This is a genomic window from Pseudomonas chlororaphis subsp. chlororaphis (genome assembly GCF_003945765.1).
GTDB classification, from domain to species: domain Bacteria; phylum Pseudomonadota; class Gammaproteobacteria; order Pseudomonadales; family Pseudomonadaceae; genus Aquipseudomonas; species Aquipseudomonas chlororaphis.
Map to the genome: position 1 here is coordinate 4,465,346 of NZ_CP027712.1, position 18,154 is coordinate 4,483,499.

Annotated in this window: 18 protein-coding genes and 1 pseudogene; 7 read left to right on the forward strand and 12 right to left on the reverse strand. The window is 65.4% G+C overall.

From position 1 onward, the window contains the following. Positions 1-7: 7 nt before the first annotated feature. Positions 8-673, reverse strand: coding sequence for a LexA family protein (locus C4K27_RS20090; protein ID WP_053261868.1), 666 nt, complete (start codon positions 671-673; stop codon positions 8-10). 131 nt (positions 674-804) lie between these two features. On the opposite strand from C4K27_RS20090, the gene C4K27_RS20095 reads away from it, so the two are divergent. Further along, positions 805-1,146, forward strand: coding sequence for a DUF6124 family protein (locus tag C4K27_RS20095; protein ID WP_007929666.1), 342 nt, complete (start codon positions 805-807; stop codon positions 1,144-1,146). A gap of 509 nt (positions 1,147-1,655) precedes the next feature. Beyond that, positions 1,656-2,807 (forward strand): M14 family metallopeptidase, encoded by a 1,152-nt coding sequence (locus tag C4K27_RS20100; protein WP_037035520.1) that lies wholly within the window; start codon positions 1,656-1,658, stop codon positions 2,805-2,807. Positions 2,808-2,846: 39 nt separating this feature from the next. On the opposite strand, the gene C4K27_RS20105 is transcribed toward C4K27_RS20100, so the two are convergent. Continuing rightward, the gene (locus C4K27_RS20105; RefSeq protein ID WP_053261870.1) at positions 2,847-3,293 is read right to left on the reverse strand and encodes a winged helix-turn-helix transcriptional regulator; all 447 of its coding nucleotides are present in this window, start codon (positions 3,291-3,293) and stop codon (positions 2,847-2,849) included. 97 nt (positions 3,294-3,390) lie between these two features. Here C4K27_RS20105 and C4K27_RS20110 point away from each other — a divergent pair. Next, positions 3,391-4,746, forward strand: a pseudogene (locus C4K27_RS20110) (MFS transporter); the annotation flags it as partial. Here C4K27_RS20110 and C4K27_RS20115 read toward each other — a convergent pair. Together C4K27_RS20115 and C4K27_RS20120 are read right to left on the reverse strand one after the other, a co-directional pair. Next, positions 4,644-5,183, reverse strand: coding sequence for a cytochrome b (locus tag C4K27_RS20115; protein WP_081002319.1), 540 nt, complete (start codon positions 5,181-5,183; stop codon positions 4,644-4,646). The pseudogene C4K27_RS20110 and the gene C4K27_RS20115 overlap by 103 nt on opposite strands. Beyond that, on the reverse strand, positions 5,180-6,265 hold the full coding sequence (locus tag C4K27_RS20120; RefSeq protein ID WP_053261872.1) for a catalase family peroxidase: 1,086 nt from the start codon (positions 6,263-6,265) through the stop codon (positions 5,180-5,182). The genes C4K27_RS20115 and C4K27_RS20120 overlap by 4 nt, the downstream gene beginning before the upstream one ends. A gap of 177 nt (positions 6,266-6,442) precedes the next feature. Between C4K27_RS20120 and C4K27_RS20125 the strand changes: the two genes are divergently transcribed. Together C4K27_RS20125 and C4K27_RS20130 are read left to right on the forward strand one after the other, a co-directional pair. Continuing rightward, positions 6,443-6,949: an RNA polymerase sigma factor gene (locus C4K27_RS20125; protein WP_007929687.1), complete on the forward strand. Its 507-nt coding sequence runs from the start codon at positions 6,443-6,445 to the stop codon at positions 6,947-6,949. Beyond that, complete coding sequence (locus C4K27_RS20130; protein WP_053261873.1) at positions 6,946-7,698, forward strand: anti-sigma factor family protein; 753 nt, start codon at positions 6,946-6,948, stop codon at positions 7,696-7,698. The genes C4K27_RS20125 and C4K27_RS20130 overlap by 4 nt, the downstream gene beginning before the upstream one ends. Before the next feature lie 251 nt (positions 7,699-7,949). Here the strand turns inward: C4K27_RS20130 and C4K27_RS20135 are convergent, their stop codons facing one another. The 7 genes from C4K27_RS20135 to C4K27_RS20165 all read right to left on the reverse strand — a co-directional run bounded on the left by C4K27_RS20135 (position 7,950) and on the right by C4K27_RS20165 (position 14,498). After that, a complete protein-coding gene (locus C4K27_RS20135; RefSeq protein WP_053261874.1) occupies positions 7,950-8,939 on the reverse strand; it encodes a Csu type fimbrial protein in 990 nt (329 codons plus the stop codon). A 32-nt stretch (positions 8,940-8,971) separates the two neighbouring features. Further along, positions 8,972-11,329 carry a fimbria/pilus outer membrane usher protein gene (locus C4K27_RS20140; protein ID WP_053261875.1) on the reverse strand — a complete coding sequence of 786 codons (2,358 nt, stop codon included), beginning with the start codon at positions 11,327-11,329 and terminating at the stop codon, positions 8,972-8,974. A gap of 127 nt (positions 11,330-11,456) precedes the next feature. Further along, positions 11,457-12,248: a fimbrial biogenesis chaperone gene (locus C4K27_RS20145; protein ID WP_053261876.1), complete on the reverse strand. Its 792-nt coding sequence runs from the start codon at positions 12,246-12,248 to the stop codon at positions 11,457-11,459. Between the two features lie 27 nt (positions 12,249-12,275). After that, the gene (locus tag C4K27_RS20150; protein ID WP_053261877.1) at positions 12,276-12,776 is read right to left on the reverse strand and encodes a Csu type fimbrial protein; all 501 of its coding nucleotides are present in this window, start codon (positions 12,774-12,776) and stop codon (positions 12,276-12,278) included. 4 nt (positions 12,777-12,780) lie between these two features. Then, a complete protein-coding gene (locus C4K27_RS20155; protein WP_053261878.1) occupies positions 12,781-13,314 on the reverse strand; it encodes a Csu type fimbrial protein in 534 nt (177 codons plus the stop codon). A 20-nt stretch (positions 13,315-13,334) separates the two neighbouring features. Beyond that, complete coding sequence (locus C4K27_RS20160; RefSeq protein WP_053261879.1) at positions 13,335-13,874, reverse strand: Csu type fimbrial protein; 540 nt, start codon at positions 13,872-13,874, stop codon at positions 13,335-13,337. 99 nt (positions 13,875-13,973) lie between these two features. Then, on the reverse strand, positions 13,974-14,498 hold the full coding sequence (locus C4K27_RS20165; RefSeq protein ID WP_007923574.1) for a Csu type fimbrial protein: 525 nt from the start codon (positions 14,496-14,498) through the stop codon (positions 13,974-13,976). A 285-nt stretch (positions 14,499-14,783) separates the two neighbouring features. Between C4K27_RS20165 and zapE the strand changes: the two genes are divergently transcribed. Together zapE and C4K27_RS20175 are read left to right on the forward strand one after the other, a co-directional pair. Further along, positions 14,784-15,929 (forward strand): cell division protein ZapE, encoded by a 1,146-nt coding sequence (zapE, locus tag C4K27_RS20170; protein WP_053261880.1) that lies wholly within the window; start codon positions 14,784-14,786, stop codon positions 15,927-15,929. Positions 15,930-16,022: 93 nt separating this feature from the next. Then, positions 16,023-17,336 carry a leucine-rich repeat-containing protein kinase family protein gene (locus C4K27_RS20175; RefSeq protein ID WP_053261881.1) on the forward strand — a complete coding sequence of 438 codons (1,314 nt, stop codon included), beginning with the start codon at positions 16,023-16,025 and terminating at the stop codon, positions 17,334-17,336. 85 nt (positions 17,337-17,421) lie between these two features. Here the strand turns inward: C4K27_RS20175 and C4K27_RS20180 are convergent, their stop codons facing one another. Continuing rightward, a complete protein-coding gene (locus tag C4K27_RS20180) occupies positions 17,422-18,126 on the reverse strand; it encodes a YebC/PmpR family DNA-binding transcriptional regulator (protein ID WP_007927175.1) in 705 nt (234 codons plus the stop codon). Positions 18,127-18,154 lie beyond the last annotated feature (28 nt).

An 18,154-nucleotide genomic window follows, 5' to 3' on the forward strand; every position in this document is an offset into this window, starting at 1 on the left:
TTTTACGTCAGAATTTAGCGGTAGCCTGCACCACGACACCAATAATCCGACAGTCATCGCTGTAAAGCACCTTCGGGTAAGTCGGATTCAGCGGCACCAGATAACGTTGCCCACCCTCCTCCACCAGCTTGCGGAAAATCGCTTCGGTGCTGCCCGGGCATTGCACGATCACCAGCTTGCCGGGAACCGCCTCCACCGCCGGGTCCACCAGGATCAACATGTCCTGGGCGATGCTCAGGCCGCTCGGGGCAATCATCGCGTCGCCCACCACGACCAGCCAGAAAGCCGAGCCTTCGGCCTGGTAGTCGGAGAGCTCGTAACGCTCGCTGGCGTAGCCCGCGCCACCAGCCTCGCGCACCTCGCCAACGCCCCGCCAGTCGCTGACCGGATAGCGGAAGTACGGGTTGTACTTCTGCACCAACGACGGCCCTTCCAGCAGCAGTTGGCCCTCGTCATCCACCTGTGGTTTTTCGCGGATCACCAGCGCGACTTCGAGAAAACCCAGGCCGATTTCTTCCAGCACCCGGTTCATGTCTTCGATCTTCGGCTGGCGCCGTTTGCTCAGCCAGTGGCCGATGCCGCCCTGGGACATGCCCAGGCGTTCCGCGAGCTTTTCTTGTGTGACCTTGCGGTCCTTCATGTTGGATTTAACCAACTCGATCCATTTGTCCATGGAGCGGAACAATACGTTGTGTATTTCGGCCCTCAACACACAAGTTGTAGTATTTGAAACCTAGTCACAAATACATTAAGTATTACCATTCCTCAGACCCTCTTATTCCACGTCAAAGGATGGAACCGCTCATGAGCACAACCAGCAAAGATGCACCGGAACTGGAAACCGATGTCGGCTTCAACGCCCTCAAGGACAGCGAGGCCGCCCGCCGGGCCATGGACTACTACTTGAAACCGGCTATTGCAGAATCGTCGATCGACGAGAAGTTCTTCGAGGTCAAACACAGCATCAGCAGCGAGGAAGCGATGATCCACGCTTCCGACCTGCTGCGCTGCGCCGCGGCCAGTGCCTACGAGGCTGCCGACCACCTGCGGGGTACCCGGCGGGACCTGGCGTTTTCCGTGGTGCACATGATCGACATGGCCAAGGCGCTGGTGGATCGCTCGCTGGACAGCCATCGCCCGGAATGAGCGCCACGGCCGGATCGCCCGCGGCCGATCCGGCCGTTGAACAGGGCTGGCAACAGGGGCAGGAAATTATTTTCTAAAAGGGGGGGAAAAACATTTGACTTGCAAATGATAATGATTATTATTGCAAGCAACTGGTCGCGAGATCAGTCGATAACCCAAGAGACCTTAGGTCGGACTCCTGGATTATCTCCTCATCAGGCTAATCACGGTTTTTGACCCGGCTTTATTGCCGGGTCTTTTTTTTCTGCCAGTTTTTCTGGCTTGGCTTCAGGCTAATGAAGACTGGGTACCGCTAAATTGGCGGCGATGATAGCAAAAGAATGCCTCATTGCAAGCCGACGCCCGCCGCAACGGCTCGCAAATGCAAAAACAGCGCTTGAGAATCAATCGCATAGCTTCTAAGCTGCTTTCGCGTCAAGGACGACGCCCCCCCTCTCCCGCCGAAATTGCCCCCCTGTAACTCCCCCGCCTTGCTAAAGTAACGGCCATAAAAATCCTGCTCAGGAATCATGACCGTGGCCCAAAGCTCGTTTCAAATCTCTGCCAATTTCGACAGCGGCAATATCGAAGTACTGGATGCCAGCAACCCCTCGCAAGTCCTGCTGGCCATCAAGCCCGACACCCGCAGCGCGCATTTCCAGTGGTTCCACTTCAAGGCCAGCGGCCTGCATGTCGGCCAGGAACACTGGTTCCGCCTGAGCAATGCCAGCAAATCCTCGTACAACAAGGCCTGGAGCGGCTACCAGGCAGTGGCCTCCTACGATCACGTCAACTGGTTCCGCGTGCCGACGATTTTTGAAGGCGACACCCTGCGCTTCTGCCTGGAGGCCACCCAGACCCACGCCTGGTTCGCCTACTTCGAACCCTACAGCCGCGGTCGGCACGACTGGCTGATCGATCAGGCACTGACCAAGGCCGGCGCCGAACTGCTGGCCACCGGCAAAAGTGTCGAGGGCCGTGACATCCAGCTGCTGCGCAAAGGCAACGGCGGCGAAGGCCGGCGCAAGGTCTGGATCATCGCCCAGCAGCACCCTGGCGAGCACATGGCCGAATGGTTCATGGAGGGCGTGATCGAGCGCCTGCAGCACCGTGACGATGCCGAGCTGAACAGGCTGCTGGCCAGCGCCGACCTGTACCTGGTGCCGAACATGAACCCCGACGGCGCTTTCCACGGCCATTTGCGCACCAACGCCATGGGCCAGGACCTGAACCGCGCCTGGCAGAGCGCCAGCCAGGAGCTCAGCCCGGAAGTGCTGTTCGTCCAGCAGCAGATGGAGCAGTACGGTGTCGACCTGTTCCTCGACGTGCACGGCGACGAAGAAATCCCCCATGTGTTCACCGCCGGCTGCGAAGGCAACCCGGGCTACACGCCGCGCCTGGCCAAGCTCGAGGAGCATTTCCGCAGCCACCTGAAACACAAGACCCGGGACTTCCAGACCACCCACGGCTACACCAGGGACAAGCCCGGCGAAGCCAACATGACCCTGGCCTGCAACAGCGTCGGCGAGAAGTTCGACTGCCTGTCGCTGACCCTGGAAATGCCGTTCAAGGACCACGACGACAACCCCAACCCGCTCACCGGCTGGTCGGGCAAACGCTCGATGCAGCTGGGCAAGGACGTCCTCAGCACCGTGGCCGACATGGTCGGTATCCTGCGCTGATCCTGCTGCACTGGCCGCGGCTCGAACCGCGGCCAGTGCCTATTGCACCGGCACCCGTCGGCAATCCTCGGGCCCGAGCAGGCGCCCGTCCGCCGAGCGCAATTCCAGCGGTCGCAGCGGCTGCCCCTGCTCGCGGTCGACCATCAGCGAATGCGCCTCCCCCGCCTCATAGAAATACGCCTCGCCCCACTGCCGCAGACCGATGATCAGGTTGAACAGGCCGTTGCCCTTCTGCGTCAGCACGTACTCCTGATAGGCACTGCCATCCGACGCCGGTAGCACCTCGAAGATGCCATGGGCCACCAGGGTGCGCAGGCGGGCGGCGAGGATGTTCTTGGCCATCCCCAGGTTGCGCTGGAACTCGCTGAAGCGGCGGATGCCGTCGAAGGCATCGCGAATGATCAGCAGCGACCACCAGTCGCCGATAGCGTCCAGCGAACGGGCCACCGGGCATTCGGCGCCCTCCAGGCTTGTGCGTTTGACCATAATGCAGACTCGCGACAGGAAAGTGGTTGCAATATAAAACCAGCCTCTCTACCGTACAACTGGTTTCATAACGCAACCATAACTCACGGAGCCGAGCATGACAGCCGCAATTGCCCCTCTGCCATCCGCCACCATTCCGGCGTCGGTGGTGCTGCTCTTTGCCATTGCCTGCGGGCTGGCGGTGGGCAATGTCTATTACGCCCAACCCCTGCTCGATGCCATGGCCCACAGCCTGGGCATGCCGCCGGCGACCATCGGCCTGGTCATTACCCTGACCCAGGTCGGCTACGGCCTCGGCCTGCTGTTCCTGGTGCCGCTGGGCGATCTGCTGAACCGGCGGCGGCTGATCGTCGGCCAGACGAGCTTGTCGGTCGCTGCGCTATTGATGGTGGCGCTGGCTGCGGACAGCACCTGGCTGTTGCTGGGCATGGCCCTGACCGGGCTGCTCGCGGTGGTGACCCAGGTGCTGGTGGCCTATGCCGCCAATCTGGCCGCGCCGGGCGAACGTGGCCGGGTGGTGGGCAGCGTGACCAGCGGCATCGTGCTCGGGATCCTGCTGGCGCGCACAGTCTCGGGCACCATGGCCGACCTGGCCGGCTGGCGTTCGGTGTACCTGCTGTCGGCCGGGCTGACCCTGGTCATGGCGCTGCTGTTGTGGCGGGTACTGCCCAAGGTCGAGCAACCGGCGGCAATGCACAGCTACGGCCAGCTGATCCGCTCGCTGTTCGGTCTGTTTCGCGAAGAAAAAATCCTGCGCGACCGAGCGGTGCTGGCGATGCTGATCTTCGGCGCCGGCACCGTGTTGTGGACCCCGCTGGTGCTGCCCCTGAGCGCCCCGCCGCTGTCGTTGTCCCATACCGAGATCGGCCTGTTCGGCCTCGCCGGGGCGGCCGGGGCCCTGGGTGCTTCGCGCGCCGGACGCCTGGCCGACCGTGGCCTGGGCCAATGGACCAGCGGCCTGGCACTGAGCCTGATGCTGGCCTCCTGGTTACCCATCGCCTACACCCAGTGGTCACTCTGGGCCCTGCTGCTGGGGGTGATCGTCTTCGACCTGGGCTTGCAGGCGGTGCATGTCACCAGCCAGAGCCTGATCTACAGCACCCGCCCCGAGGCCCAGAGCCGCCTGGCCGCGGGCTACATGCTGTTCTATTCGATCGGCAGCGCCAGCGGCTCGATCGGCGCCACGGCCATGTACGCCTGGGCGGGCTGGACCGGGGTGTGCTTGCTGGGCGCCGCGATCAATGGCGTGGCGCTGCTGTACTGGCTGTGGAGCCTGAACCCGCGCAAAGCCCTGGTGTGTGCGGTTGAGACGGGGCCCGTGCGGTCCTTCTCGACCGCACCGCCCCCCCCTCACTCCTTGCCGCGCAGCATGCTTTCCAGCACCCCGTCGCGGCGCACCCAGCCATGGAACAGCGCCGCCGCCAGATGCAGCAGCACCGTCAAAAACAGCAGGTAGGCAAGAAAGCCGTGAGTCTTGCGCAGCAAGGCGAACAGCTGGGCATTGGCCGGCAGGATCGCCGGCAACTGCAGCGAACTGCCAAGCATCACCGGGTCGCCCGCCGCCGAAAGCATCGCCCAGCCCAGCAGCGGCAGGATCAGCATCAGCGCGTACAGCAGCACATGGGAGGCCTTGGCCGCCAACGCCTGCCAGCCCGGCAGATCCGTCGGCAACGGCGGTTGCCGGGTGGAAAAGCGCACGACCAGACGCACGATCACCAGCAGCAGAATGGCAATGCCCAGCGGCTTGTGCAGGTGGATCAGCCATTGGTGACGCTCGGACACCGAGGCCACCATGCCGGCGCCGATAAACAGCATGGCAATGATCATCAGCGCCATCAGCCAGTGCAGCAGGCGCGCCAGTGGCGCGAAGTGGTTCGGTTGGGCGCTCATGGGCGGGACTCCTGGGCAGCGCGGGGCAATTGGTCGACTTCACTGGTGCGGCGCAGATAGGAACTGGCGTAGGCCGCCGAACGGGCCGCCAGCAGCGGGTCGTCGGAGGCGGCAATGCCGCTCGGCAGCACCAGCGGGTCGTAGTTGATGTCGCGGCATTCGCCATTGTTCTGCGGTTGGCTGCGCTCCAGCACCAGGGTCCCGGCATTCAGCACCTTGCGCTCGCTGGGCCAGGCCTTGCTGGCGTCGTCGGTCGGGTCGCCCGGGTTGGCCAGGGTGATGTTCAAGCGCCAGCGCAACGGCCCCGCCGCCAGGCGCTGCACCAGGTCTTTTTCCAGGAAGTCGTTACCCTCTGGCGCTATCGCGCCGGGTGCGTCCTGGGTCAGCGGCACCACACCCCAGCGCACGGCCTGGCGTTGCCCGCTGGCGCTCACCAGGTAAAACGCGTTGATGCCGTTGTAGGTCTCGGTGGCATAGCTGGCCGAAGGCTTGGCGCCCTTGATCCATTGCAGGAACGGCATGGCTTCGGGGTGGGCGGCGAAAAACGCCGGCACGCTGGCCGGGTTCGGCTTGCCGGTCGCCGGGTCGGGCGCACTGGCTTGCTGCAACTGGTAAAACGCCTCGGGGGTGCCCACCGGGAACACCGGCATGCTGTTCATCCCGGTGCGCCACTGCTGGCCGTTGGCCTGGGTGAAACGCAGGGCCAGGCTGCGGATCGGCACGCTGCTGTCAGGCGCATAGGGATTGCCGGGGGGCAAGGCGAAACGCCCGACCACCGGGGTCCGCGCTTCGTTGAACACCTGGGCGCTGGAATAACTGCGGGCCTCGCCGCTGCTCTCGAAATAACCGGCCACGCACACGCCCTTGGCATGGTTGCGGCGAAAGCCCGGATGCACGCCGTTGTTTTTCTCCAGCACATCCACCAGGGCCTTGGGGGTCAGGCGCTGCGGATCGAAAGTGCCGTTTACATAAGCCATGGCGCCGGCCAGGGCCGCGACCACCAGGGCGATCCCGGCCAGACGCAGGCTCAGGCTGGCCGCACTCAAGGGCGGACGATCAGGGGGTGATGGGCGATCTACCATGAATATCTCCAGGGCCGCGGGCCACAGGTGGAAAGGACAGGTCAGACGAACCCCGGCAGCGGTTATTCCCTGGCCCGCTATTTATTTTTCCGACACGGGAATAACCTGCGTTGCCGGGCGTCTGGCGCAAGTGTGCTGTTGCAAGCGTAGCGACTGGCCAACGACCCGCAGGAACCCATGAACGATATCGACGAACAGCTGCGTGAAATCATCCCCCGGCTACGGCGCTTCGCCCTGTCCCTGAGCCGTCAGCCCAGCAGCGCCGACGACCTGGTGCAGGCGAGCCTGGAACGGGCGCTGTCGAGCTGGAGCGAAAAACGCCCCGAGGGCGATCTGCGGGCCTGGCTGTTCGCCATTCTCTACCGGCAGTTTCTCGACGCGCACCGCCGCTCACGGCGTTATGCGCGCATGCTGGAATTCTTCACCGGGCGCGACGACGCCCAGCCTTCGGTGGAACGCAGCGTGGTCGCGCAATCGACCCTGGAAGCCTTCGACCGCCTGCCCGCCGAGCAGCGCGCGCTGCTGCTCTGGGTCTCGGTGGAAGGCCTGAGCTACAAGGAAGTCGCCACCATCCTCGAGGTGCCCACCGGCACCGTGATGTCTCGCTTGTCCCGGGCGCGCCAGGCCCTGCGCCAGCTCAGCGACGGCGAAATCAGCAGCCCTTCTTTGCGGATACTCAAATGATCAGCCTGCCCCCCAGCGAACGCGACCTGCACGCCTACGTCGATCATCGGCTCAACGAGAGTGACCGGCGCCTGCTGGAAACCTACCTGAGCAACCACCCGCAGCTCGCCGCCCAGGTCCAGGCCTGGCAACAGGACGCCCAGCAGTTGCGCGCGGCCCTCGGCGGCGCCCTGCAACAACCGGCCAACCCCGGCCTCGACCCGGCGCTGATTCGCCAACGCCTCAAGCGCCAGTCGCGCCGCCAGCTGGCCAGTGCCGCGCTGCTGTTGATCGCCCTCGGCATCGGCGGCCTGAGTGGCTGGCAGGCGCGGGAAATGACCCTGGCCAACGCCCCGCTGCCGATGACCGACGCCCTGCAGGCCTACCGCCTGTTTGCCCAGCAAGGCGTCCTCCCGGCCGACCTCAAGGTCCAGGGCAATGGCGCCATGCAGGCCTGGCTCGACCGTTACTTCACCCAGGCCGAGCGCCTGCCGGACCTGCGCGAGTCCGGCTTCCAGGCAGTCAGTGGGCGCCTGCTGAGCACCGATCAAGGGCCGGCGGCGATGGTGCTGTACGAGGACCAGGGCGGGCACAGGATCAGTTTCTATATCCGCCCGCCGGGACCGAAGCACTACCTGCTGCCCCGGGGCAGCCGCAGCGATGGCGAACTGCAGGCCGACTACTGGTCCGACAGCGGCTACAACTACGCCATGGTCAGCCCCAGTGGTTCGGCGGTGGCGCAGCGGCTGCAGGACACCCAGAAGTTCTGAGCCACGACAGCCGCACCCCGTGGACCGGCCTTGAGACAGCCAGAGGTCCTTCGTGTCGAGCGCGACCCCGGCCGATCGCAGCCTGCGGCAGCGGCTACACCTTTCCCGAGCGCCGTTACCCCTCCTGTAGCCGCTGGCGCAGCCTGCGATCGGCAGCGCAGCGGCCGCAGGATATCCAGAACACCGCCGGGGCCTGAGACCGGCACACTATGAGCCGTAACCCTGCCCCCCCATAGTTTGTCTCTCCCCGCCTAAAACCCCACATCCAGCACCACATTGTCGATATAGGTCCCCGCCGGCGGCGTGGCCTGGTCGGTGTAGATCCGGGCGTTGTAGTTGAACACCTGGCTGCCGGTGCCCAGGCCGTTGCCCGGGTTCACCTCGGCATCGGAACTGGCCCGCCGCGCCGCGCCCACGCTGCCCCAGCGGGTGGTGCCGGCACTCTTGAAGATGTCGTAGGCCAGGTAATTGCTCCCCGAGATCATCCGCCGCCGCCCGCCGACGCTGACGGCATGCTGGCCATCGTCCAGGCCCACGGTGTAGGCACTGCCCTTGGTACAGGCAAGGTTGATGGTCTGTCCGCTGACGGTGGCGAAGGCGCTGATCACCGGCGCACTGCCGAAACTGATATTGGGCGCGGTGATCACGCAATCGTTGGCCACCGTCAGGTTGACCGTCAGGCTGGCGACGCCGCTGCCGATATCGCGCCCCAGGCATGCGCCCAGCGCACCGATCCCCGCGCAGTAGTTCCAGCTCCAGGCGATGCTCAGGGTCTCGGTGTAGATGCCGGCGGCGACGTTGCTGCCGGTGATGCTGCCCAGGTAGACCGGAATGGCCTTGGCCACGGTCGGGCTGCCCAGCAACCCCAGGGCATCGACGATGGAGTTGCGCGCGAAGTCGAACTGCACGCCGCGGTTGATGGGGTAGTTGGTGCTGTTGTCGCCGTAGATGGTATAGCCGATGACATCGCCGGTGGGGCCCAACAGCCCGCTCTGCGAGGAGGTGATGGTGGCGTAGAAATGGTCGTTGCTGGCCATCAGGGTCGCCAACGAGCCGGTACAGGCCAGGCCGGCGTTGGTGCTGGAAGCGGACTGCGAGGTGGTGCGCACCAGGATCGAGCTGAGGGTGCCGAAACTCGCCGGCGAGGTACTGACCACCGAACACAGGGCCTGGGTCGCCCCCGGCGACAGCAGCGCCATCAGCAACAGCCCCTGGCCCCAATAGCGACGCAACCTGTCCATGCTCACCGCCTCCCGATTCCGTTCATGAATCCTCACTGACACACCAAAGGCCCGATCAACGGCACCTGTTCCTGCTCCGGCTCCAGGGTAAAGCTCACCTGGCAACTGCTGCCGTCGGCCAGGCTGACCCGCAGGCTGTTGTTCGGCGCCAGGTTTTCCAGGTACACCAGGCCATCCCAACCCACCACTGCCTGGGCGCCGCTCTGCTCGTGGGTCACCAGGCTGCCCAGGGGCAGCTCCTGGTGCCGGGCGTCCACCAGGACCACGCTGGCGGCGACGATGCGGGTCAAGGGGAACGCCACCAGGTAGCCACTGCCGCGACGCACCGCGACCCGCTGTTCGACCAGCGGGCTCTGCACGTTGGCCGGCAGGTTCAGCGGGTCGATCTCGTATTTGCCGCGGTAATAGGCGCTGCTCCAGGGCACCAACAGATGGCCGTTCTTATCGGTGCGTCCCACCAGCTGGTTTTCATAGCGCACCGGAATATCCCGGTAGCCGTCGGTGCTGACCACCACGAAAGCGTCGTCGATGCGGTTGGCGGCAAACACCTGATGGTCCATCCACACCAGCGAACCACTGGCGTCGGCCCAGCGGGTTTCGGCCTCGCTGGAACCATAGACCCCGGCCTGCAATTGCACCGACTGCAAACGCCAGGTCAGGTCGGCCTGGCGGTAGGCCGGCGCATCGCCCTGGGCATAACCGAGATTGAAGCCGACGCCCCCTTCGCTGGGCACCGCCCGGCTGTAGTTGACCCGCTGCCGGTCCTGCCCGTCCTTGCTGCGCTCGCTGCTCAGGCTCAGGCTGCCGTGAACGTCGAACGGAATCACCAGTTGGGCCTGGACCGCCCAGTTGCTGTCGCCGATCTCGCGGTTGGCCGACAGGTAGAAACTGCTGCTGCGCCACAGCGGCTTGCTCCAGGTCAGGTTGAGCAGGCGGGTGCGCGAGTCGTCCGCGGCGCGCACATCGAAATAGCCGGCGCCGAGGCTGCCGTAGCGCTCGAGGTTGAGGCTCAGGGTCAGCTGTTCGCTGCGCTGGCTGAGGCTGGCGTAGGGGCTGTCCACCACCGTCAGGTCGGCGTAGCCGTCGCGGCGCTGCATCCGCTGGTAGGACAGGCTGTAGCGCTGGCTGCTGTACTGGTAACCGAGGCTGACCTGCTGCCCACCCTGGCCGTCGAAGCGGCTCTGGCTGATGGCGCTGTTGAGCACGCCGAAGTTGCCCAGGCGCAGGTTGCCGCCGAAACCGCCGAGGGTCAGGGACTGCGCCGCCTCGGCGTGGCCTTCCAGGGTCAGGTTGTCGCTCAGGCCGTAGCGCAGGCTGCCGGAAGTGACGCCGGGGCCGTAGCTGAAATCCCGCAGCGTATAGTCGCGGCGCAGGGTCCCGGCGGCCACCGAGAAATCGCTCAGGCCTTTTTGCAGCAGGCTGCTGGTGACATAGAACGGCACGGTGGTGGACACCTGTCGCCCCAGGGCATCGGTGGTCACCACCACCGCTTCGCCGGCACCGTTGATGAACGGGATATTGGTCAGGGTGTAGGGCCCCGGCTGCAGGTCGGCGCTGCTGGACTTGTAGCCGTTGATAAACAGGTCCACCGAGGACGGCACCGCCGCCTCCCCGGCGAACTGCGGCAAGGGGTAGGTCACCAGGTCCGGGCGCACGGCAAAATCGCGCGACAGTTGCACACCGCCCAGGCGCACCGAGTTGCTCCAGGGCAAGGCGCCACTGACCAGGTCGCCGGCCTCGTAGGTCAGCAAACGCTCGTCGTCGGAGTAACGCCAGGTGGTGTCATAGCGCCGGTAGCCGTTGTTCAGCGCGCCCTCGCCCAGGCCGGAAAAGGTCCGCCGGTACTGGCCGGTATTGGACAGGGTGCCCCAGCCGTCGAACAGCCGCACCTCGTTCCAGGCCGCCAGGTAAGTGCCGGCATCGTCGGTGTCGTTGAGGTACAGATCGTAATTGAGCAAGGCGCCGAAACTGCTCAGCGCCGGGGTTCGTGGATAGACCTGGCGGCTGCCGATCAATTGCTCCGGCAGCCAGTCCGGCGGCACCTCCAGCAACAGCCGCTGGCCCTGGCTGTCGTAGTCGCTGTGCAGCCCTTGCAGGCTGTCGAGGGCGACCTGGGCGTCGAGCCCTTCGGGCAATTTCATCCTGCTTTCCCGCAGGGCCTGGGCCGGTACGAACAGGCGTCCGGCACGTTGCTCGACGGCGATCACTCGCCCGGTATTCATCTGATTGACCACCAGTTCCAGAAACAGTTGGGCATCGCTGATCGCTTCCATGCCGCTGGGCGGCGGCGGCAGTTCGCCACCCAGGCTGCCGGAGGCGAACACCCAGCAACACAGCCCGCTCACCGCCCACCCCGGGCGCCAGAAACGACGAGCCGCGCCGAGGTTCATTGAAGCGTTACGCCCATCGATGGACACCTTTCTTCCATGGCTTGCAGTGACTGCCGCTACCGGTCAGCTTGAATCGCCGATCGCCGGACAGCCCCGCAACCTTGTCTGCCCGCAGCGGTAGATGGCCTCAGCGGGCCGGCGCAACGTTCTGCACCTGCGGCGCGCCATTGACCCGCACCTGCAACGCCGAGTCCGCGGTTGGCGCGGCGGGCACCGGCCAACGCATGATCGCCCCCGGCAGCACGTAGCCCAGCAGCCCTTCCACCAGCGGCCAGGTCTGCCCCGCCTGCTTGAGCGCCACGTCGGTCAGGCGCGCATGCACCGCGCCCTGGTTGCGTACCTCGACGTAATTGCGGCCATCCACCGCCACCTTGCGCCAGCTCAGCTCGGGCACGCCGGCGCTTTTCGGATCACGCTGGCGAGTGCTGTCTTCCTTGCTCCAGAGCCCGGCACCGTAGGCGAACAGCGGCACCGAATAACGCATCTGGAAACGGATGGCCGCCGCCGTCTTGCCCTCGCCTTCGGGGATCGGCGGCTGCGCCAAGGGGATTTCATCGATGATGATCCGGTAGGCCAGCTCCTGGCCGGGCGGGACTTCGCGGGTCCGGGTCAGGCGGACCAGTTGCCTCTGCCCGGGCGCGATCTTCGCCACCGGCGGGCTGCCGATCACCTCCCGCTGGTTATGGTACTGGTCCTCGAAGCCGCTCTGGCTCCAGGCAAAGACCCGGATCTGCAGGTTCGCGGTTTCCGTGCCGCGGTTTTCCAGCCACAGCGCGCTGGCCTGCTGGTCGGCCTCCAGCACCGGGTCGATCGGCCAGATCAGCACCGAACTGGCGGCCCTTGCCTGAACCGCCCCCAGCAACGCCATGGCCAGCACGGCACAACCAACGACCTGCAACCGCCGGGAAGTCGAACACATACCGCTACTCCTTATGGTCTTGCCCCATCACCACGACAGCTGCACCTGCAGCACATCGCTGTACGTCCCCCCAGGCTGATTACCCGGTAATTGCACCTGGCCGTAGATCGGCAGGCTGATGTTGTTCGCGTCGCTATAGGCCACCGCCACGCTCTGGCCGATGCCCAGGCTCTGGCTGAATGCCGCGTCGCGAAACAGCTGATAAGCCACCCGCGCACTGCCGCCATCGAGCTGCATGTGCCGTCCGCTGCTGTTGTACTGGCCGCCGTCGACGCTCATGTTCAGGGTCACCCCCGGCGTGCATTGCAATTGCACGCTGTTCGCCAGGGCGACCTGCAGCGTGCTGGTGGACAACGCCGACTGGCTGCCGAAGTTCAGGTTGCCGTAATTGCTCACGCCACCCACCACCAGGCACCCGGCGACCACCGTGGCGCTGACCTGGAAGCTCTGGCTGGTCACCGCCACCAGGGGCAGCGGCAGGCTGCTGGCACCGAGCAGTACCAGCGCTGCGCACGCGTGACGGGTCATGGCGTCAGAAAGTCAGTTCGACAGCGACGGTATCGGTGTAGGTGCCCGCCGGCAGGCCAGCCTTGCCGAGCGCCTTGCCGTAGATATTGACGGTCTGCGCCACGCCGGTGCTGGTGGCCAGGTTGATGGCATCGTCGATGGCCAGGAGCTGCGTGTGCCCGGAGTCGGTGTACAAGTCGTAAGGCACGAAGTTGCCGCTGCCATCGGCCAGGGCCCGGGTGCCGCCGGCGGACTGGCCGTCATGGGCGCCCGCGCGGACCGTCACCACCGGGCTGGTGCCACTGGAGCAGAGGATCGACAAGGCCCCGCCGCCGCCACCGAGCACCTGGGCCGTGGCCTGGGTGAACAGGCTGTCGGTGGTGCCGAAGTTCAGGGCGCCGAAGTTCAGGCCGCTGCTGCCGCCCGCGCCATTGACCTGGCAACTGCTGGTGAGAATCAGGCTGGACGTGATCTGGCCGGTGACCGTCGCGGCCTGGGCCACGGAAAACATGGCCGTTCCAAACAGCGACAGGACAATCCGGGATACAAGCATGTGCATGACATTCGTCCTCTTTGGGTTTACCAATCCAGCGTCACCGTCAAGGTGTCGGTGTAGACCCCCGCCGGCAGCGCATGGCTATTCGCAACCACCGAGCCAAACACCGGGATCGGTACCTGGGCCCCACTGGTAACGGCGAAATTGCGTTGCTGACCGATGCTGTAGCTGTCGCTGCCGGAGGCATCGAGGAACAGCCGATAGGCAATGGTCTGGCGACCATTGCTCAGGCGCCGGGTGTTGCCGTCGCCATTGCGGCCGCCGTCAATCGTCACGGTGAAACCGGTCACCGACGGGTTGCAGGCCACCTCCAGGCGCCCGCTGCCGCTACCGCTGACATTGGCTCTCAGGGGCGCACTCCAGGTCGGGCCATGCTGGCCGAAATCCAGCAGGCCGAAGTCGTCGACCGGATTCTCGGGCGTGCGGGTCGCACCATTGGTCACTTCACAGCCGGCGATGATGGTCAGCCGCGCGTGTATCTGCCCGCTGATCGCCGCTTGCGCGTCGCCAGCCGGCAGGAGCAACGAACCCAGGGCAGCCAGCGCCCAGCTTCTGATCATCATCGCCGCCCTCCTGGAGCCATGGGTTCTCTCACCTTGACCGCCCTTGGTGCGCGGTCTCCCTGCGCTGCCCGGATCCACCGGGCAGCTCCCGCGCCGCCACTACCAGGTGACCGTCACTTTCAGCAGATCGGAATAACGGCTGACCCGCGGGATCTCGGCCAGCGGCTCGATCCGCCCGTACAACGGCAGGTCCACCGAACCCGAGTCCGGAACCCGGCCGCTCACCGGCACATTCACCGGCAGCGGAATGCGCCGGGCCGCGTCCTGGTACAGGCGATAGGGAATGGGTTTGCTGTGTGCGGCACTGCCGGCCAGGTAGCGCACTTCGCCGACGCCCCCGTGCTGCCCGCCATCGACGCGCACTTGATAAGGGGTGTCCGGGTTGCACTCGAGCCTGGGCAGGCGAGTGTCGAGCAACGCCGCGCTGAGGGGGCCGGCGGGGTTGTCGAGACGCGGGCTGCTGCCGAAATCCAGCACGCCCAGTTGCTCGACGCCGGCGTCGCGCTGCTGTCCCACCAGCTGGCAGCCACGCTGCACGTCGACCCGGACCTCCACCTGGAGTTCCACGGCCGATGCTGTTGCGGCGAGCAGCATGCTCATGACTGCAAAAAACCGGCTTGCCATTCAACGCCTCAATCCTTTTGAGGAACGATAGGTACAGCTCAGGTTAGTCAGCGCCGGGGAAATCGCCAGCGCCGGGGGCAAGCCGCCCGCCAATGAAACAACCCCTTGGGTGCCCGATGCACCAGGGTCGAACACAGTGACACGGGCAAAAAACTGTACCGACCAGAACTTTTCGTAGAATAAATCAGCGCCTTCAGACAGCGCTGGATGCCGGGCCGGGGATTGGTTAAATTACCGCGCCGGTTCCAGGGGGGGAGCGGGCCTGGAACCATCGGGGTGACACCATTGGCCGCTTTACCGCCAAACCGCTCGCTACGCCCATCGCGCTGGCCCAGGCTGCGCGCGTTCTTCGGCAAGGCCTTCGCCCGGCCCGCCGCCAGCACCAGCCACGGCCGAGTGATTCACGAGTATTTCCGGCACAAGGCCCACGACCAGGGCTACACCCTGAGCCACAGCCAGCAGCGGGTGATCGACTACATGGCCCAGCAGGCCAACGCCCTGCTCCAGCCAGACGCCAAGCCAAATGCCAGCCGCAGCCTGTACCTTTATGGCGCGGTGGGACGGGGCAAGAGCTGGCTGCTGGACGGTTTCTTCCGCGCCATCCCGCTGGCGGAAAAGCAGCGCCTGCACTTCCACGATTTCTTCGCCCAATTGCATCAGGGCATGTTCCGCCACCGCGAGCAGCCCGACGCCCTTGAGGCCACCCTCGACGAACTGCTCAACGACTGCCGCGTATTGTGCTTCGACGAGTTCCATGTCCACGACATCGGCGATGCGATGCTGATCACGCGGCTGTTCAAGGCCCTGTTCCAGCGCGGCATCCTGCTGCTGGTGACCTCCAACTACGCGCCCCAGGGCTTGCTACCCAACCCGCTCTACCATGCGCGCTTCAAACCGGTGATCGACCTGATCGCCAGCCGCATGCAGGTGATGGAGGTCGGCGGCCCCCACGACTACCGCAGCCAGCCCCGCAGCCATTCGCAGCAGGTGTTCACCCAGGGCCGTTACCTCTGGCCCGGCAGCGAGCAGCAACGCCTGAGCCTGGGCCTGCCGCGGCGCAACGGCCCGACTTCGGCGCTGATGGTCGGCGCGCGTCAGCTCCAGGTACGGTTGTGCGAACAACACAGCGTGGGTTTTGCCTTCAGTGACCTGTGCGAACAGCCGACCGCGGTCATGGACTACCTGGAGCTGAGCCGGCGTTTCGACCACTGGATCATCGACGAGCTGCCCGAGCTGGGCGAATGCCCGATTGCCGTGCAGCAACGCTTTATCAACCTGGTCGACGTGCTGTACGACCAGGACAAGAACCTGACCCTGATCGGCGAACACTCCCTGCGCGAGAGCCTGGGCGGTAACGCCATCGACCTGGCGCGCACCCGCAGCCGCCTGGGCCAGCTGCAGGAAATCAGCGCGGATACGCCGCCGGGCTGAACCGGCGGTCGCCACCCACCGCTCCACGCCGCTATCATGGCGGCCATTTCCAGGGCCACGCGCCCTCCTCCTGCCTGAGTGTCGAACCTGTTCATGGATACCCTTGCCCAACTGCGAGCCGGCCAATTGACCGGACTCAAGCGTCTGGACCTGTCTTGCGGGCTGAGCGAATTCCCCCGGGAAATCTTCGACCTGGCGGACTCGCTGGAAGTCCTCAACCTCAGCGGCAATGCCCTGAGCAGCCTGCCGGACGACTTGCACCGCCTGACCCGCCTGCGGGTGCTGTTCTGCTCCGATAACCTCTTCACCGAGATGCCGGCCTGTGTCGGCCAGTGCACGCAACTGAGCATGGTCGGCTTCAAGGCCAACCGCATCGAGCGGGTGCCCGCCACCGCCCTGCCGCCGCTGTTGCGCTGGCTGATCCTCACTGACAACCGCATCGAGGAACTGCCGGACGAGCTGGGCCAGCGCCCGCACCTGCAAAAGTTGATGCTCTCCGGCAACCGCCTGACCCGGTTGCCCCAGAGCCTCGGCCAATGCCAGCAGTTGGAGCTGATCCGCATCGCCGCCAACCGGCTCAGCGCACTGCCGGCCTTCCTGCTTGGCCTGCCGCGCCTGACCTGGCTGGCCTATGCCGGCAACCCGCTGGAATCCGAGGCCGACGCCGCGGCGCTGGAATCGGTGGCACGCATTCCCTGGGCCGAGCTGGAAGTGCAGCAGCGCCTGGGCGAAGGCGCGTCCGGAGTGATTCACCAGGCCCGCTGGCAGCCCCCCGGGCAAGCGCCAAGCGAGGTGGCGGTCAAGCTGTACAAGGGCAGCATGACCAGCGACGGCTCGCCGCTGCATGAAATGAACGCCTGCATCAGCGCCGGCCGGCACCCGAACCTGATCCGGGTCGAAGGCCGGATCAGCGATCATCCCGAAGGGCAGAACGGCCTGGTGATGCAGTTGATCGAGCCGAGCTACCGCAACCTGGCGGCCTTGCCGAGCCTGGCCTCCTGCACCCGGGACATCTACGACGAGTGCACCCGTTTCAGCGTCGACGCGGCCTTGCGCATGGCCCGCGGCATCGCTTCGGTCGGCGCGCACCTGCACCACCAGGGCATCACCCACGGCGACCTGTACGGCCATAACATTCTGTGGAACCCACAGGGCGAGTGCCTGCTGGGGGATTTTGGCGCGGCGTCCTTCCATGCGCTGGCCGACACCGAGGAAACCCGGGCCCTGCAACGCATCGAAGTACGTGCCTTCGGCATTCTGCTGGAAGAGTTGCTGGCAAGGATCGAGTCGGGCCTGAGCCCGCGGCAGCATGAACGCCTGGCGGCGCTGGTCAACGACTGCTGTCAGCCGCAGGTGCTGGCGCGACCGGGATTTGCCGAAGTCGGGGACGTGTTGCGGGGGATTTGAAGAGCATCGCCAGCCAACTCGCCCCTGCTGGAGCTTGCCGGCTGGCGCAAGAATCGCTCAGGTAGCGCGATTCACCGGGCCGGGTTCAACCCGCCAGGCCGACGAACATGTCCTGCACGTCGTCATGGTTGTCCAGGCCTTCGAGGAAGGCTTCGACTTCTGCCATCTGCTCGTCGGACAGGCCGCTGACCGGGTTCTTCGGCTGGTAGCCGAGCTTGGCCGAGAGCACGGTGAAGCCTTGCTCGGGCAGGGCTTTCTGCACCGCGTCGAGGTCGGCAGGCTCGGTCAGGAACAGGGTCGCGCCCTCGTCCCCAGGCTCGAAATCCTGGGCCCCGGCTTCGATGGCCGCCAGTTCCGGATCGGCGTCCGGGCTGTCCGGCGCGGCTTCGATCATGCCGACATGGTTGAAGTCCCAGGACACCGAACCCGAAGCGCCCAGCTGGCCCTTGCGGAAGGCCACGCGGATTTCCGCCACGGTGCGGTTGATGTTGTCCGTCACGCATTCGACGATCAGCGGCACCTGGTGCGGCGCGAAACCTTCGTAGGTCACGCGGTGGTACTGCACGGTCTCGCCGAGCTGGCCCGAACCTTTCTTGATCGCACGCTCCAGGGTCTCGCGGGGCATCGAGGCCTTTTTCGCCTGCTCCACCACCAGACGCAGGTGTGCGTTGGTGGCGACGTCAGCGCCGTTGCGGGCAGCAATGGTGATCTCTTTGACCAGCTTGCCGAAGATCTTGCCCTTGGCGTTGGCTGCTGCTTCTTTGTGTTTAACCTTCCACTGTGCGCCCATTACTCACTCTCTTTGATCTGTGGCGTCG